General features: G+C 62.2%; 15 protein-coding genes and 2 pseudogenes. 3 read left to right on the forward strand and 14 right to left on the reverse strand.

Annotation, left to right across the window (positions count from 1 at the left end):
* Window positions 1–144 precede the first annotated feature (144 nt).
* Window positions 145–1,323, forward strand: coding sequence for a thiolase domain-containing protein (locus K6I40_RS10430; RefSeq protein ID WP_222918943.1), 1,179 nt, complete (start codon window positions 145–147; stop codon window positions 1,321–1,323).
* Window positions 1,323–2,753, forward strand: coding sequence for a zinc ribbon domain-containing protein (locus K6I40_RS10435; protein WP_222918944.1), 1,431 nt, complete (start codon window positions 1,323–1,325; stop codon window positions 2,751–2,753). The genes K6I40_RS10430 and K6I40_RS10435 overlap by 1 nt, the downstream gene beginning before the upstream one ends.
* 278 nt (window positions 2,754–3,031) lie before the next feature.
* Here K6I40_RS10435 and K6I40_RS28370 read toward each other — a convergent pair whose 3' ends face one another.
* From K6I40_RS28370 to K6I40_RS10455, 4 genes are all read right to left on the reverse strand, one after another.
* Window positions 3,032–3,670 carry a hypothetical protein gene (locus tag K6I40_RS28370; protein WP_255681957.1) on the reverse strand — a complete coding sequence of 213 codons (639 nt, stop codon included), beginning with the start codon at window positions 3,668–3,670 and terminating at the stop codon, window positions 3,032–3,034.
* Window positions 3,671–3,809: 139 nt separating this feature from the next.
* Window positions 3,810–4,808 carry an ornithine cyclodeaminase family protein gene (locus K6I40_RS10445; protein WP_222918945.1) on the reverse strand — a complete coding sequence of 333 codons (999 nt, stop codon included), beginning with the start codon at window positions 4,806–4,808 and terminating at the stop codon, window positions 3,810–3,812.
* Between the two features lie 69 nt (window positions 4,809–4,877).
* Entirely contained in the window at window positions 4,878–5,093 is a 216-nt protein-coding gene (locus K6I40_RS10450) for a hypothetical protein (protein ID WP_222918946.1), read from the reverse strand.
* Between the two features lie 296 nt (window positions 5,094–5,389).
* Window positions 5,390–5,815 (reverse strand): DUF3054 domain-containing protein, encoded by a 426-nt coding sequence (locus K6I40_RS10455; protein ID WP_222918947.1) that lies wholly within the window; start codon window positions 5,813–5,815, stop codon window positions 5,390–5,392.
* A gap of 450 nt (window positions 5,816–6,265) precedes the next feature.
* Here K6I40_RS10455 and K6I40_RS10460 point away from each other — a divergent pair, with 450 nt between their 5' ends.
* Window positions 6,266–7,039, forward strand: coding sequence for a J domain-containing protein (locus tag K6I40_RS10460; RefSeq protein ID WP_222918948.1), 774 nt, complete (start codon window positions 6,266–6,268; stop codon window positions 7,037–7,039).
* Here the strand turns inward: K6I40_RS10460 and K6I40_RS10465 are convergent.
* The 10 genes and pseudogenes from K6I40_RS10465 to K6I40_RS10510 all read right to left on the reverse strand — a co-directional run bounded on the left by K6I40_RS10465 (window position 7,012) and on the right by K6I40_RS10510 (window position 16,299).
* The gene (locus tag K6I40_RS10465) at window positions 7,012–7,650 is read right to left on the reverse strand and encodes a toll/interleukin-1 receptor domain-containing protein (protein WP_222918949.1); all 639 of its coding nucleotides are present in this window, start codon (window positions 7,648–7,650) and stop codon (window positions 7,012–7,014) included. The genes K6I40_RS10460 and K6I40_RS10465 overlap by 28 nt on opposite strands.
* Before the next feature lie 85 nt (window positions 7,651–7,735).
* Window positions 7,736–8,161: pseudogene (locus K6I40_RS10470) on the reverse strand (hypothetical protein); the annotation flags it as partial.
* An 81-nt stretch (window positions 8,162–8,242) separates the two neighbouring features.
* Entirely contained in the window at window positions 8,243–8,887 is a 645-nt protein-coding gene (gene tpiA, locus K6I40_RS10475; protein WP_222918950.1) for a triose-phosphate isomerase, read from the reverse strand.
* Window positions 8,888–8,963: 76 nt separating this feature from the next.
* Window positions 8,964–9,509: a multiprotein bridging factor aMBF1 gene (locus tag K6I40_RS10480; protein ID WP_222918951.1), complete on the reverse strand. Its 546-nt coding sequence runs from the start codon at window positions 9,507–9,509 to the stop codon at window positions 8,964–8,966.
* A gap of 85 nt (window positions 9,510–9,594) precedes the next feature.
* Window positions 9,595–10,209, reverse strand: coding sequence for a CDP-alcohol phosphatidyltransferase family protein (locus tag K6I40_RS10485; protein ID WP_222918952.1), 615 nt, complete (start codon window positions 10,207–10,209; stop codon window positions 9,595–9,597).
* A pseudogene (locus K6I40_RS10490) lies at window positions 10,206–10,759 on the reverse strand (adenylate kinase family protein). Before K6I40_RS10490 ends, K6I40_RS10485 begins: the two are co-directional and overlap by 4 nt.
* Entirely contained in the window at window positions 10,756–11,910 is a 1,155-nt protein-coding gene (gene hisC, locus K6I40_RS10495; protein ID WP_222918953.1) for a histidinol-phosphate transaminase, read from the reverse strand. Before hisC ends, K6I40_RS10490 begins: the two are co-directional and overlap by 4 nt.
* 388 nt (window positions 11,911–12,298) lie before the next feature.
* Window positions 12,299–13,078, reverse strand: coding sequence for an SDR family oxidoreductase (locus K6I40_RS10500; protein ID WP_222918954.1), 780 nt, complete (start codon window positions 13,076–13,078; stop codon window positions 12,299–12,301).
* Between the two features lie 397 nt (window positions 13,079–13,475).
* Entirely contained in the window at window positions 13,476–15,245 is a 1,770-nt protein-coding gene (ligA, locus tag K6I40_RS10505) for an ATP-dependent DNA ligase LigA (RefSeq protein ID WP_222918955.1), read from the reverse strand.
* A gap of 139 nt (window positions 15,246–15,384) precedes the next feature.
* A complete protein-coding gene (locus K6I40_RS10510) occupies window positions 15,385–16,299 on the reverse strand; it encodes a hypothetical protein (protein WP_222918956.1) in 915 nt (304 codons plus the stop codon).

The following is a 16,299-nucleotide window of genomic DNA, read 5'->3' on the forward strand; positions in this document are numbered from 1 at the left end:
TCACGACGGTGGTTTCGAGATGGCCGGGCGGATTCGGAGTTGGTTTCGCACAGCGGAACGGTCGTAAACCGCTCCGAAACTGGCTGTCCGGCCTGGGCCACTTGTATCGGACATTTATTTCATCTAGATCGCTAAACGGTGTGTATGCGAGACGCATATCTCGTCGGTGCGGGGCAGTCAGATTACGGGGCCTTCCCCTCGGAGAGCTACCGATCCCTGTTCCGTACGGCGTTCGACGCGGCGACGGACAGCGTACCGAAGGGGCTCGAGGCTGCAGATGTCGACGAGGCGTTCGTCGGCAACCTCGGCGTCGGCGGCCGACAACTCGGCCTTTCCGGGCCCGCGGTGACCGAACACGTCGGTCTCGACGGCGTCCCCTGTACTCGAGTCGAGAACGCCTGTGCGGCCAGCGGCTTCGCCGTCCGGCAGGCCGTCCAGGCCGTCAAGTCGGGAATGGCAGACGTCGTCCTCGCGGGCGGGTTCGAGATTATGTCCGATATGAGTTCGGACGCGACGAAGTACTGGCTCGGCGTCTCCGGGGAGACCGAGTGGGAACGGCTCTCGGGCACCACGTTCTCCGGCGTCTACGCTCAGATGGCCTCGGTCCACATGGAACAGTACGGGACGACGCGGGAACAGCTCTCGCGGGTGGCCGTCAAGAACCACGCGAACGGGGCCAAGAACCCACACGCCCAGCTTGGGTTCGAGTGCTCGCTCGAGGACGCCCAGTCCGCGCCGGTCGTCGCGGATCCGCTCAACCTCTATCATTGCTGTCCGACCTCGGACGGCGCGGCCTGTACGCTGATCGTCAGCGAAGACGTCGTCGACGAGTACACGGACGATCCGATCCGCATCGCCGGCGTCGGTGCCGGCAGCGACAACGTCGGCCTCTTCCAGCGCGACACCTACACCGGCGTGCCGGCGAGTCAGCGAGCGGCCGAGTCTGCCTACGAAATGGCCAATGTCGAGCCCGACGAGCTTGACTTCGCGGAGGTCCACGACTGCTTCGCCATCGCCGAACTGCTGGCGTACGAGGATCTGGGCTTCTGTGAGACGGGCGAGGCCGGCCAGCTCATCGAGTCCGGTGAGACCGAACTCGGCGGCGAGTTGCCGGTCAACACCTCCGGCGGCCTCAAGTCCAAGGGCCACCCCATCGGCGCGACGGGTGCCGGTCAGGTCGTCGAGGCTTACAAGCAGCTCTCCGGCAAAGCAGGCGATCGACAGGTCGAGAACCCGACGCGCGGGCTAACCCATAACGTCGGCGGCAGCGGTGGTGCCGCCGTCGTTCACGTGTTTGAGAAGGAATCGGAGGTGAGCGCGTGATGACGGCTGCAATCACCGGTGTCGGCGCGTACGCGCCGCGATTCCGCATCAGTAGCGAGGCCTTCGAGGAAGCGTGGGGGCAGTTCCACGCCGCCGGCGTCAACGAGAAGGCTGTTCCCTCGGCCGACGAGGACGCCCTGACGATGGGCTACGAGGCCGCGACGCGCGCGCTCGAGGCGGCCGAGACCGATCCCGCTGAAATCGACTGGCTCGCGTTTGCTTCCTCGCGGCCGCCGGAGGCCGAGACGGACCTGACCGCCCGATTGGGCGCGATGCTCGCCCTCTCGGAGTCAGCGACCCAGCAGCTCTTCACCGGCAGCACGCGAGCCGGAACCCGTGCGCTCTGGGCCGGCCTCGACGCGCTCGAGGCCGAGTCGACGACCGCGCTCGTCATCGCGGCCGACGCGCCGAAGGGCGATCCCGACGATGGGGTGGACCACGCCGCCGGAGCCGGCGGGGCCGCGTTCGTCCTCGAGCCCGACGGGCCGGCCGAAATCGTCGCTCGAGCCGAGTACTCCGCGCCGTATCCGGGCACGCGGTTCCGCAACACCGGGGAGGACGAGACTCAAGAACTAGGCGTCACCCAGTACGACCGGCAGGCGTTCACCGAAACGATCGGCGGTGCCGTCGCCGGCCTCGAGGTCGAACCCGATCCCGAAGCGGCCGTAATCCAAGCACCCGACGGGAAGCTTCCCTACCGCGCCGCAGGCGCGGCCGGCGTCGGGACTGACGAGATCCAGGCCGCCGCGACGGTTCACGACCTCGGCGACCTCGGCGCTGCGAGCGTCCCGCTCTCACTGGCGACCGCACTCGAGGACGGGTACGAGTCGATCCTGTCCGTCTCCCACGGGAGCGGAGCGGGTGCGGACGCGTTCGTCATCGACGCTGACGGCGACGTGCCGGCCGTGACCGCACTCGAGGGCAACGATCCGCTCTCATATGCGGAATACCTGCGCCAGCGCGGCGTCGTGACCACGGGCCCGCCGTCGGGCGGCGGCGCGTACGTCAGCGTCCCCTCCTGGCGGCGCTCGATTCCCCAGCGCTACCGGCTCGAGGCCGGTCGCTGTTCGGAATGTGGCGCGCTCTCGTTCCCGCCGGAAGGTGCCTGTGACGACTGCGGCGCGCTCGCCGAGTACGAGCCCGTCGAACTTGCAGGCGAGGGAACAATCGAGGCCGTGACAACCATCTCACAGGGCGGTGCACCGCCGGAGTTCGCCGAACAGCAGGCGAAGTCGGGCGACTACGCGGCCGCGATCGTCGCGCTCGAGACTGACGGTGGAGACGAAACCGTCAGCGCCCCGGCGATGGGGACCGACGCTGATCCCGCCGACTTCACGGTCGGCGATCGGATCGAGACGACGATCCGCCGGATCTACACGCAGGAAGGCGTTACTCGGTACGGGTTCAAGATTCGGCCCGCCGGCGAGTAACGAACTCGAATTCACACCGCTATCGAAAACGCCTTTGTCTCCCCGTCGAGACCACGTTTTTCGCACGAACTCCGGCGCGAAACGGCCTCACTACGCGTACGAACGTACTGCAGCGGAGAGCGAGTAGCAGCCGCGGCGAAGCGAGCGGTTTTCCGCCAGATCGGGCTGAAAACTCGCGATAGGACTCTTTGTCGACGTTTCGTGGTGGGTGTTGCGGTTAGCATCGCAGATGGCAGTTGATGCCAGTGAAAAATTCGTGGGTTGTCTCTCTGTGAGGCCTACTCCGTGACGAGTCGAATGTCGTCGAAGAACCGTCGAACACCGGTCTCCCAGACGACATTCATGCCGATGGCGAGCGTGACGACGCCCTCGAGATCGCTCACCGAATACGAGTACGTCTTCCATCCTGCGTGGTCTTCGATGTCCTTCTCGCGGTTGAAATCTCTCTCCGAGAGCCCATCACGTGGCTTCTTCCCGGCGAAGAATGCCACCTGTGACATGCGGTTGAACGACTCCTGTTGACTGTAGACGTCGACAGTCACCGTGTCGACAGGCGTGATGTTCACCGGCTGTTCGACCCAGATCGTCCCGTCATCGGCGACGCCGTCGATAAACAGCGCCATCGAGTGTTCGCTGTCCGCTGCCCGTTCGGAGGTGATCGCAACAGAATGTTCGACCGAATCAATCGACTCCCCAGGAGCCGTCGGGAGGTCCGTGCCGACGCTCCATCCGGTAAGGTACTCCTCGAACGACGGGTTTTGCAGACTCGCCGGGGATGGCGTCGGATGCGTGACTCCCGAAGACGGTTCCGAGTCGCCGGATTCGTTTCGCTGGTCTGTCCCATCGTTCGAGTCGCTGCGACCGAACGGTACGCCGTGGGCGAGGCCGACTGCGAGGGCACCGCCGAAACCTGTCATGTACGAGCGTCGCTGCATCACCTATTCCCGAATGGGCGGGGAATAGTAAATTTCACACAAGATGAAACAACGATTTGAGTAATCGCTCGCGTTCCCTCTGCCATGGGCACACTGCCTGTCACGACCGGCTCTCGAGCGCTCAGTTCCCCGTCAGCGCCTCACTCGCCGGCGAGAACTCGATTTCGGTGCCGAGCCCTTTCTCCTGTGCGCGCTCGTAGAGCAGATACGCCGCCGCGACCGTCTCAATGCCCGTCCCACCGCTATCGAAGACCGTGATCTCATCCTCGCTCGTGCGACCGGATGTCTTCCCGGCGACGACCTCGCCCAGTTCCGCGTGGACGTGGTCCTCGGTGATTGCGCCCGCTTCGAGGGCCTGGATGAACGAGCCGGCGTCGACCGTCGCCCGCTCGCGGAGGTCGGGGACGTAGGTCGCCCGCTCGATCGTCTTCGCATCCAGTTCGCGCTTATCTGGCGAGTACTGACCCATCGCGGTGATATGGGTCCCGGGCTCTACGTCGTCGCCGTCGAAGACCGGCTCGCTGGCTTGGGTCGCCGTGATCACGACGTCTGCGCCCGTTACGGCGGCGGTACTCGACTCGACAGCGGTGACCGCGGCCTCGAGCGAGTCGTCGAAGTCGGACGCGAAGGCCTCGCGGTTCTCGGGTGTCGGCGAGTAGACGCGGACATCGGTGAAGTCACGGACGGTCGCGGTCGCGTGGAGCTGCCCCCGCGCTTGCGCGCCACTACCGATGACCGCGAGGGTGTCGGCGTCGTCGCGGGCGAGTTCGTCGACGCCGACGGCCCCCGCCGCACCGGTCTTGAAGGGGTTCATGCTCGCGCCATCGAGCAGGGCGAGCGGCGCGCCGCTTTCGGCGTCGAACAGTGGCGTCATGAACCAGGCATCGGCCGCACCGAAGCCGGCGCTGTACATGTAGCCGCCCATCGCGCCTGTCTCGGGGAGGATGGCGGCATAGCTCGTGAGCATTCCCTCGGGATCACCACGAAGGAACTTCGACCGTGGCTGAGCGGGAGCGCCCTCACCGCGCTGGCGATATCCCTCGCGGACGGCGTCGACGTATTCGGCCGGTGTCGCGAGCGAATCGACGTCTGCACTGGTCAAAAACAGTGTCTCAGTCATATCAAATAGCACGGAACGGAGACGGGAAAAAGAACCGAAAGCGGGGATAGAGACGGGAACGAGGGAGAATCAGTCCGCATTAACTGGCGAACGCGCGGACCGAGGCTCGTCGGCGGTATCTGCTGGCGTATTGACGAACATTGCGTGCCCGATAATTCCCATCGCGACCAGCGAACCGAGCGGGATCGCCGCAGTCAACGATACCCCGACGAAAGTGAGGGCTGCGGTGATACCGAGCAGTGCGACTGGGATGAGGGCGAGAACAATGTCGTAATATCCAGTCATAATCTATCCAATAGTATGCGGAATATCCATATAAGTGTTTCCCATAATTAGTTCGTGGTAGACTCGTCCATAATGAGTATCTCACTTAGTGGATCTGCATAACTTATAGAAAACTAATCCAACCCACGTATACTGATATGTTACTTCTCGAGGGACGAATACTACCAATGAGAATGACGTATCCGATGAGATTCGTCCAGAAGAGGATCTCTTACGGCCCAACGTAACTGAACGTATCTATTACGTACAAGTCTGGTTTCAATCACGTTGATGATAGCAAGACGCGGCGTGACGACTTAGTTCGTCACTGATAGAAACAGGGAGTAGCCGAGCCGCCATCCGAGCAGAACGACCAGCACGGAGACGGTGATCACGACCGGAAACGGCCAACTCGTTCCCCCCTGGAACAACGGTGACCCCCGAATCATGAGCCCGACATTGGCCGCTGCGATCCAGGCGATCGCCGTCAGTCGGAGGTCGTCCCGACCCAGAAGGCGATCGCGCGTGTATACGCCTGCGAGCAATGCAACTGCGAGCCAGCCGATTGCGAACGGGACGATCGTCTTGAGCGATGCGAGCGGGTCGGCGATCGGATCGCCCCCGTGATCGATGTAGCCGTAGAGGACCATCGTGGCGACGAGACTGACGTCGATTACGACGGCGGCGATTCGCTCTCGACCGGCCGCGCTGTCACGGACTCCCGTCTGAACTGCCGTGTCCATATTTGACCGTCGGTTCCGTGGTCGTATTGATTTCCCGATTCCACTTGATCAAGGAACTCGCAACTAAGCGACGAGTAAGAAATGAATTCGGTCAAGCCATGGACCGAATTCGTCTCGATCGCGACAGCCACCAGTATCCCTGACAGGAGAGGAGGAACTCGGCGACGGCCGGCCGCCGAGTGCCGTCCAACGGACAGAGCGTCTCCGTGCGAGGGTCGCCTCGCACGATCGGCTGATTGGCGGCTAGATACTTTGTTATCGACACCGTTCAGCGTCGCCCTCCACGTGAGGGAGTTTCAACCGTGGGGTAGGCGGATCCTACGATCGTCCTCGTCCGACTTTGGCTCCTAGTCGTGTCGGATTTCGACAGTTCCTCGTCGCGACGGAAGACCGGTGGTCGTGACTGTCAGCAGAAGAACTAATATAGGACGACCTCGAACCGCTCGAGTAATGGCTGTGGTCGGTGATCGGCGGGTCGGCTGTGATGGGTGCGGCCGAACGGTCGCACTCGAGGACCTGACGACAGTGACGATGCCGGACGGCGAACAGGTCGCTTGTTGTCCGGCATGTGAACCACACGCGAGAGCGGCCGCGCGAAAGGGCGACTCGCTCAATCAGCGCCGAGAGGCCTGTGATGGCTGTACTGAAACCTATCTCGCGGCCGAACTCGAGGACATCGTGCTCGAGGACGGGACCGTCCTGACCTGCTGTCGGTCGTGTGTTGCCGAAGCACCGGCTGGTGACGGTGATGACGAAAGCAACGAAAACGGCGAAAGCGACGAAAGCGGCGAAAGCAACGAAAACGGCGAAAGCGACGAAAGCGGCGAAAGCGATGTGGACGACGCTGGAACCGACGGAGCGGGCACAGCCGCAGTGTCGGACACGGCCGATGACGAGTCCGACGGGGATCGAGCCATCTGTAGTCAGTGTCAGGAGTGGGTCACCGAGGAACGCTTCCGTGTTACCACGATCGACGAACGGACAGAACGACTCTGTCCCGACTGCAAGACCGAGACCGAAGCAGCGGGTATCATCGTCGACGTCGCCATGCGAAAGACGAGGGCCCGCGAGGTACTCGACGTCGATACGGACGCGAGCGATGATGCGATCCGCGAGGCGTTTCATAGGCAAGTAAAACGCGCCCATCCGGACCGTCAAACCGGCAGTCGATCGGCGTTCAATCTCGTCACTGAGGCCTACGAACGGCTCCGAGAGGAGGATTGAGTGGGAACGCCGTCCTTCCGGCCTGTGAATCCGATCGTCGCCGGGTTGAAGTAGTACGTCGATTCACAGACGTCACACGATGCCGTCAGGTGTTTCCCGTGACTGTGGAGCTTCCAGAGTTTCGTCTGGCCCTGCTCGAGTTCGAGCGTGACCGGGTGATCGCAGTCAGGAACGGTACACGGGAATCGGATATACCAGTTCGGAACCGACAGCGCCCCCAGCGGTGCGAGTTCGCTTCGGAGCCGACAGAGCAGGTTGAAGATGGTGACCGAGAGGTTCTCTCGATCGATCGTCACGCCTTCGATGTCGCTGATGAACCCGCGACAACTGACTCCGTCGTCGCGGACCGGCAAGACGGGAATTCCTTTCGCCACCGCGTAGCCGACCTCCTGATTGATCCACGTGTTCTCGGCCGCGTCCTCGGTCAACACTGCGACGACGAGGTCGCTGTTGGCGAGACGGCCCTCGAGTCGTTGTCGGGAGCGGCCGGACTCGATCTCCTCGAGCGCGATGTGGACGCCGAAGGGGAAGTTCTTGACCGTCGAGAACAGGTCCTGAACGAGGTCGAGGTTACCGGGCGCGTGTGAAACATACACCTGTTCTCCAGTCATTAGATCGTCTACGATACACAGGCGTATGAACCATCATTAATCTATCCCCGCTATCGTATTTAACAATTGTCTTGTTCCCCTGGTAATTTTTAACGGTGCTTAGCACACGTTGGGAAAACTCGCGTTGGGAGATGTCCGCACCGAGCCGTTCGAACCACTCGCGTTCAACGTACCACCACCCGCGGATGTCGCCGTCGGTCGTCAGTGACGTTACTTCAAGACGACCCGGCGTCCACTCCCGTTCGTCACCAACGGTCAAGAGCGTCCGCAGGACGGCTCCGACCTCATCACTTGTGACGACGGGCGCTTCGGAGACGGCCTCGTACTCGAGTTCGATCCCGGCCCCGTCTTCACCGGGCGGTTCGCGCTCGTCCATCCACGTAAACGACGTCAGGTAGAGCCCGTGACTCATCAATCGATTCTCGAGCGTAATGGCCACGGATCGCTCCCCCGTCGCGGACTCGTTTTCGGTCCCGAGATCACTCTCGGATTCCGGCCCCTCGTCAGTCATATGGCTCTCTTCGACGGGGACCGAGAAAAGTCGGTCGGCGCTGTCTGCGTCTCCGATACGCGGTCGGCGTCGAAATCGGGATCAGAGCGGTTCGACGAGATCCTCGAGTGCTGCCTTCGGATCGTCGGCCTTCGCGACGCCGCTGGCGAGCAAGACGCCCTCGGCACCCAGTTCGCCCGCGGCGACGACGTCGTCGCCCGTGCTGATGCCCGCACCACAGAGGACCGGGACTTCGGAATCGACGTTCGCTGCTGCCTCGGCAGCGTCCTCGACGATGTCGGGATCAGCCTGACTGACCGGCGTGCCGGTGCCGATGAGTTCGGGCGGCTCGACGGCGACGGCGTCCGGACCGAGCGCGGCGGCCGCACCGATCTGGGCCGGGTTGTTCGCACAGACGACCGTCTCGAGGTTCGCCCGCTCGGCCGCTCGGACGGCACCGTCGATGTCGGCCAGTTTCAGCCGTTGCTCGGAGTGATTGACCAGGGTCCCGACTGCGCCGGCGTCGGCGACGCTCTCGGCGAGTGTGTGGCCGGTGTTGCTCCCGTGCTCGATCGAATCGACGTGCTGGGCCCACGTCTCCGCACCCGTCTCGGCGACGCGCTCTATGTGGGCCGCCTGCGGCGCAACGGCCACCCGGGCATCAGTCGTATCGTTGACGTCGCGGACGGCTTCCGCGACTTTGATCGGGTCACACGGATATGTCTTCAGGTTAACGAGGACGAACATATCGACAACCGCATCCGCCCGAAAGAAATAGTTTGCGAGTCAGCGACGCTATCGAGGACGGAGACAGCGGTCGGCGTCAGTCCTTCCGCTTGACGACGTCGCCCAGCGTATAACTCCCCGTCGAGGAGCCGCCCGACCACTCCGAGTCCTCGCCGGAACTCCCCTCCGCGCTCAGGCTGATCTCGAGGAAGTCCTCGAGTTTGGTCTGTACCTCGTCGCTCGGCAGCGTGTCACCGCGTTCGATCTTGCGGATCAGACTCGCCTTCTCGTTGAGTTCGTTCGCGAGATCGGACTGACTGAGCCCCGTGTCCTCGCGAGCCTTGCGGACGCGGTCGTCGTAATCAGTCGCGAGCTCGTCCATGTCGTCGAACATATCCGAGCGGCGTTGGCTCGAGCCACCCGAACTCGAGGAACTCGCGCTCGAGCCGCTCGACTGGCCACCCCCACTCGACGAGGACGAACTCGAACTGGTCGAATACTTCGTCGACCCACTCGAACTCGACGTGTCTTTGACTTCAGTGCCGAAGTCCGTGCAGTTCGAACACACGTCTAGCTTCGCGCCCTCGACTTTGATGGTGTTCGGGGACGACGTCTCGGCCCCACACATCTCGCACTGAACCATGTCCGTCACTATATCGCGGTAAGGGATAAAGTATGCGGCGCGATTCCGGTCCGCAGAAAAGCCTCATTACCGGGTCGAAACGGGCCTACTCGAGGGCAGCCCAGGAGTAGTAGAAGCGCTGGAGCGCCGTCAGGTGGCCGACGGCCGCGAGGAAGACGAGCAGCCAGCCGACCAGCGTGAACCCGGCGATCGGCGTGCCCGCCAGCGGATAAGCGAGGAAGCCGGCGATGCCGATGATCGCCAGCCGGTCTGCACGACCGACGAGTCCGCCGTAGACCCGATCGAGGCCGACGGCCTGGGCCTGGGTCCCCAGATACGAGGTCATGACGACGCCCGTGACAGCAAGGAAGCCGAGCAGGTAGTCCTCGATACCTGCGGCCAGCCCCGCGATGACGACGATATCCGCGTACCGATCAAGGACGTGGTCCAGTAGGTCACCGCCGGCTGAGGCGACCTCCTGTTCGCGTGCGAGCGCGCCATCAACGATATCCAGCCACCCGTTCAGGAAGACCAGTATTGCCGCCACGGCGTACCAGATCGGGTCCTCGAGTCCGCCAAGGGCGAACGCGCCCGCGGCCAGAATCGCCATCCCGAATGCGACGACGCTCACCCCGTTGGGCGTCATCCCGACGCGATCGAACCCTTTGACGAACGGATCGAGGAACCGCGAGACGTACGGCCGGAACTTGTCCAGCGTCATGTGAGATACCCCATGAAGTCGACCTCGCCGGCGCTCGGGTCGCGCTCGCCCGCCGCGACTGCCGCGAGTTTGTCCGCGACGGTCTCCGGATCGCTGTCGGTCGTGTCGATCTCGTAAACCGACTCGAGGCCGTGTTCCTCGACTGCCTCCGACAGGATCACGTCCAGGGCCTCGCTCTCGGCGTTTTCGGCCGCTTTGCGACGGTCTCACCGCGCTCAAGTAGCCGCTCCTCGAGCGTTTCAGGGTGACACCGAAGGACGGCGACTCGATCCGCGTCGACGTGGTGGGCAAGATGCGATTCGATCATGACATCGTCGCGGCCCTCGAGCCACTCGTTCAGGGCCTCGAGATCCGCGATCTTGCTCTCGCGGTCGGCGTCGACCTCGGTGTAGAGTTCCTCGTCCTCGAGCACTCGGTTGAGGTGGATCACCTCAAGGTCGGGCGTCGATTCGCGGTCGGCGGCCGTCTTCGCAGCGGCCAGCCGGGACTCGAGCAGTTCCGTCGCGGTCGTCTTCCCGGTTCCGGGGGTGCCAGTGACGGCGACCCTCATGGATCAGCGACCTCCGCGTTCGGATCCTCGGCTTCCTCCGTTGATTCCGTCTCGAGACCGAGGTCCTCGAGCACGTCGTTGAGCGTCGCGACCGCTCGCTCGGTCTCTTCGTCGGTGCCACAGGTGATGCGGATACAGCCCGGAAGGCCGAAACTCGAGCAGTCGCGGACGATGACACCGCGCTCTTGCATCTCCTCACTAACGGCCGCGGCGTCGCCGACGTCCACGAGAGCGAAGTTCCCCTCGCTCTCCCAGACGTGAGCGTCGATGTGTGCGCTCATGTACGCGCGAGACTCGCGGGCCGTCTCCACGGTGCGCCGGACGTGTTCCTCGTCGTCGATGGCGGCGAGACCGGCTCGACAGGCGAGTTCGCTCGCCGCGAACGGCGTGTTCACGCGGGCGTAGGCGTCGCCCCACTCGTCGGGAACGACGGCATAGCCGAGGCGAACACCGGCCAGTCCGTAGGCCTTCGAGAACGTTCGAAGGACCGCAACGTCATCCCGCGCCTCGAATCCGTTGCAACCCTCGATCAGCGCGACGGCGCTGTCGCGATCGGCAAACTCGCCGTAGGCCTCGTCGACCACGAGCAGTGTCTCGTCGTCGGTTTTCTCGGCGAGGCGCTCGACTTCCTCGAGGGGAATCGTCGAACCGGTGGGGTTGTGCGGGCTCGTGAGGAAGAGCAGCCGGTCGCCGTCGTAGCTCTCGAGCACGGTCTCGGCGTCCTGGGTGAAGTCGTCGTCCTTCGAGAGTTCGTACTCGCGGACGTCGCCGTGGTGATACCGGGAACTCATCCCGTAATAGGAGAAGCCGGGCGAGGGGACGAGGACGCTATCACCGGGTTCGATAACCGCCCGGTGGAGGTAATCGATCGCCCCGTCACCGCCGTTTGCCAGCCATACTTGTTCATCGGTGACGTCCCAGCGGTCGGCGACGGCGCTCGTGAGATCCGCGTGAGCGGCCTTCGGATAGGAGCTCACGCTCGAGGCCGTCTCGCGGATGGCCACGGCGGCGGCCGGCGAGGGACCGTGTGGGTTCTCGTTCGAGGCGAGTTTGACGAACTCCGAGGGATCGCGCCCAAGTTCGCGGGCGACCTCCTCGATGCCTCGACCCGCCTCGTATGCGACGTGATCGGACAGGTCGCGCGGTTGCATACGAGGATTCAGTTCCCGGTGGCTCTTAAGGGTGCTTACATATGGTCAGTCGCTCATTGCTGACTGTCGCGGCGCGCGCTGTGGGGCGGCCAGCAAATAGCGAGCGGCGGACCGAATTCGCCACGAGGGATGAGCAAGTGAATCGGCTGGAGAGGGCAGGCGATGCCTTGTTTCCGCGTGAGCAGAACGCTTGTCGTTGCTATCTTCAGACCGGGGTGCCGGAGAACTGTTCACATGTCCCTGCGATGCTATCGAATGTATCAAAATGTCATGGGGCATACTTCCGTCTATGTCGGTTCTGATGCCCGTTTTTGACCGGTCAAGAGGAGACCGATCCCAATCCCAGTTGGCATACTCGACGATCACTGGACTATTGAATTCGCGCCGATCAGTTATCTTTACAACCCCAACCGAACGCCGTCCAGCCACCATCGGCAGTAAGCACTTCTCCTGTGACGAAGTTGTCTTCCGAAGCGAGGAACTCGACACAGTTCGCGACTTCATCCGGTGTCCCAAACCGATCAAGCGGTGTCCGATCCCTGACATCCTGTGTATCGAATCCCGTCTCATCTTGAGCCTGTTCGACCATCTCTGTCATGATATATCCCGGTGCGAGCGCATTTACGTGGATATCGTGTTCTGCCCACTCAACGGCGAGACACCGAGTGAGATTGTTGACGCCTCCCTTTGTCGTATTGTACGGAGTTCGGTCTTGCTGTCCCATACTCCCCATCATGCTCGAAATATTGACGATCTCACCGCCGTCTCCCTGTTCGATCATCTGGGCTCCGGCCGCCTGTGCACAGAAGAAGACTCCCGTCAAGTTCACATCAACGACCTGTTTCCAGTCCTCGGCTGTCAGCTCTTCTGCAGGACCGCGGATGTTAATACCCGCGTTGTTCACCATTACGTCGAGATGACCGAAACGGTCGACGGTTTCATCGATCAAATTTTCGACGGACGATTTGTCACTCACGTCGACTTCGATTGCATGAGTTGAGCCGTCGTTCTCTTCGAATTCTTCGACAACTTGTTCACAGTCATCGAGTGATCGCGAACAGATAACGACATTATCACCGTTTTCCGCGAATCGATTCGCAATACTCTTTCCCAAACCTCTCGTCGAACCTGTTACGATCACCGTTCGCGTATCCGGTCCACTAGCCATAATATAATTAACAGCCCCTCCTAAACGCGCTTAGTTATTTTGATCGTGGACAAACAGAGGCCACTCAGTTCATATACTTCAGTTATCACGTCTGTCACCCTCATTCATACGGCCGAATGTCATCCTCGGTCCAGAATCAGAACGTCGATACCAGCGGCAGAATCACGGGTCAAATGAGCGGACACGCTCGTCACAGCGGTGAATTCGGACTTGGCCACCGACAGCATCACGTCCGAAGAATAACGCCTCAACACGGCCGGTTTCCCGTTCCAGCCGCCAGTTTCTGACGCACTCACTGCCGTTTTCTGATGCGCAGGTACCGTTCTATTCACCTTGTGAGACTAGTTCTATACCTCTCATCTTCAGCGGACAAGTCGAGCGACCAACAACCCGTCGTTCACTGGCCCTGTAGTCGTTCCAGACGCTCGAGCGAGTCCGCATCATCCGGGGCCTTGTCGGATCGAACCCCCACGAAGCGCGGGAACCGCAGCGCGTACCCCGACGAGTAGGTCGGTGAGGACTGGATTTCCTCATAGCCGACCTCGAAGACGACCGCGGGCTCGAGTTCCACTTCCTGCCCCTCTTCAGCTGCGATGTGGGGCTCGAGCAGTTCCGTCAGCTCCGCGAGTTTCTCGTCGGTGATGCCGGTTGCGACCTTGCCGACGGTCTCGAGGTCGTCGCCCGCTCGTACAGAGAGTTCGAAGGTACCGAGGAAGGTCGCGCGTCGCCCCTCCCCCCACTCCGCACCAGTCACAACGCAATCCAGCGTCTCGACGTCCGGCTTCCGCTTGCGCCAATTTTTCCCCCGACGGCCCGGCGAGTACGTCGAATCGGGGTTCTTGAGCATGATCCCCTCGTGGCCGGCCTCGAGCGCGTCGGCGTCGATCGACTCGATCTCGTCAGGGTCGTCGGTCCGCCAGAGCAGTGAGAGCCCCTCGATGTCCGCATCGTCCGTCTCGTCGTCGGCGTCCGAATCAGCATCCACCAGCACCGACCGGAGCCGGTCGTGCCGAGCCGTCAGCGGTTCCTCGAGTAAGTCCTCACCGTCAGCGTGCAGACAGTCGAAGAAGACCGGCCGCACTGAGACGTCCTCGCGGGCCTTCGCAACGTCGTGTTTCCGCCGGAACCGCTTGAGCACTTCCTGAAACGGCAGCGGGCTTCCGTCCTCGTCGATCGCGACGACCTCCCCGTCGAGGATCACGGGCTCCTCGAGGTGGGCCTCGGCGAATTCGACCACTTCCGGAAGAGCGTCGGTGACGTCCTCCATGTTCCGCGAGAAGACTCGCGTCTTCCCATCGTCGCCGGGATCGTAGTGTAACTGCACCCGAGCCCCGTCGTACTTCCATTCGACGCCGGTCGCCTCCCACTCCTCAAGCGCGTCGGTCACCGTCCCGGCCTGGGCGAGCATCGCCTGAACGGGCCGCCCGACCTCGAGATCCATTGAATCGAGCCCCTCGGCCCCCTCGTCCTGCGCGATCCGCGCGACCTGGCCGTAGTCGTTCGAGACCTGCAGCGCGAGCTCGACTCGATTCTCGGGTACGCCGAAGGCCTCGGCGATGGCATCCCGAACCGCTCCCTCACCGACGCCGATGCGCATCTCCGAGAGCACGATGCGTGCGAGATAGCGCGCTTCCTCGCTCGAGCAGCGGTTGAACAGCCCGAAGAGTAGATCGACCTTGCGATCCTGGCTGCCAGCGCCTTCGGCAGCGGCGAGGTCCTCGAGCGTCTCGTAGACCTCGCGAACGGTGAGACCACCGCTATTATCGGCGCTAGAATCGTCAGCGCCACCGCCGGTAAACGCACCGAGCCCCTGCTGGCCGCCGAAATCATAGCTCGCCGCCACCTTGCCGATCTCACCGATCTCCGCCAACCGATCCTCAACGTCGTCGCTACTTACGTTCGTCCCCGCCGCGCGGGCGATCGCCTCGTAACACGCGCTCGGCCCGATATCGAGCGTCGTCGAGTCCCAGGCCGGAAACACCCGCCCCTGTGCGAAGCGGGCGACGATCTCGAGGGTCTGCAGTTCTACCACAGCGCCCGAGGAACGACGTTCCTCGCCATCATCGCCCGCGTCCTCGAGTAGGTCCCGAACGTGAGCCACGATCTCGAGATCCGCGGGTTCGGCTTCGATCGTCCCGGCGCGGTCGGCGAACGTGGCGAACTCCATCGGCGGAGTGTATCGCCGGGGAGAGTAAAACGGTTCTGAGTCGGGACTCTATCGCTTTGGATCCGACGAAATTGTAGTGGCCTACCACGGACAGTTGAGTGTCAACCCGAAACCGCCGAGCCGGCGGTAGGAAAGCCAGTCACCTGCTGAAGAGCGTGCCCTTGATCTGATCGTAGAGAGACGTCTCACTGGTCGGATCAACTAGTCCACTAAGTTTCGCTTCTGCAATCGGTAGTTCAGGCACGAAATCGTGACTGTAGCCGGGAATATCAGCGTCTTTGTCGTAGTACGTGGGATAGCAATCGAAGTGCTGATACTTACCGGTAAAGCGGTACTGGCCGGGGCCGAGGACTTTGTACTTTTCAGGCGGTTCCAGACCCATCCCGACGTAGCAGTCTCGGATCTGACAGCGCAGGTTGTAGACGAGGTAATCACGGAAGGGTTCAGGTGCCACGAACGGTGCGGGCGAAACTTCCACGCACGCGTCGGGGTTGCGGTCGGGCGTGTCACCGTGGCGAGCGGTCGTTCGCTCGCCTTTCGCGACATAATAAGTAATCAGGACGCCCGAGACGGCCTCGGTTTCGCCACTTTCGTCCAGATAGATCTCCTGTTTGTACAGGACCGCGTCTTCTGGGCCGATCTTGTCCGCGGGGAGATCGAACGGGCGAGAGATCGTGTCGGTATCCACGTTCGGATCGTCGCGATAGTGGCTCAAACTTTGGGCCAGCAAGTCTCCGAATAGCTCGTTGATTTCGCCGGTCGAGAGTGACATAAGGGCCTGGCGGACCTCCTCGAACCGATCTGGGTTCAGGTCCCACGAAGCGGTGTCGTACCCTGTTTCTTGGGTGACATAATATTTCGCATAGTGGCGGGCATTGGAGACCGCCTCATTTTGTTCCCTGGTTCTAGCCGAGGGATCATCGGGTATTTCGTCTACTAAGTGGTGGATGATTTCGCCCGTAATATTCAGACCAACCTCATGTTCTCGTCCTCCACTATCCGTTAATAACACTCCAATTCCTTCTTCGTCTTCTCCGAGAATGGTGGCGTTCAT

Origin of the sequence: Natrinema sp. SYSU A 869 (genome assembly GCF_019879105.1) — an archaeon.
GTDB lineage: Archaea > Halobacteriota > Halobacteria > Halobacteriales > Natrialbaceae > Natrinema.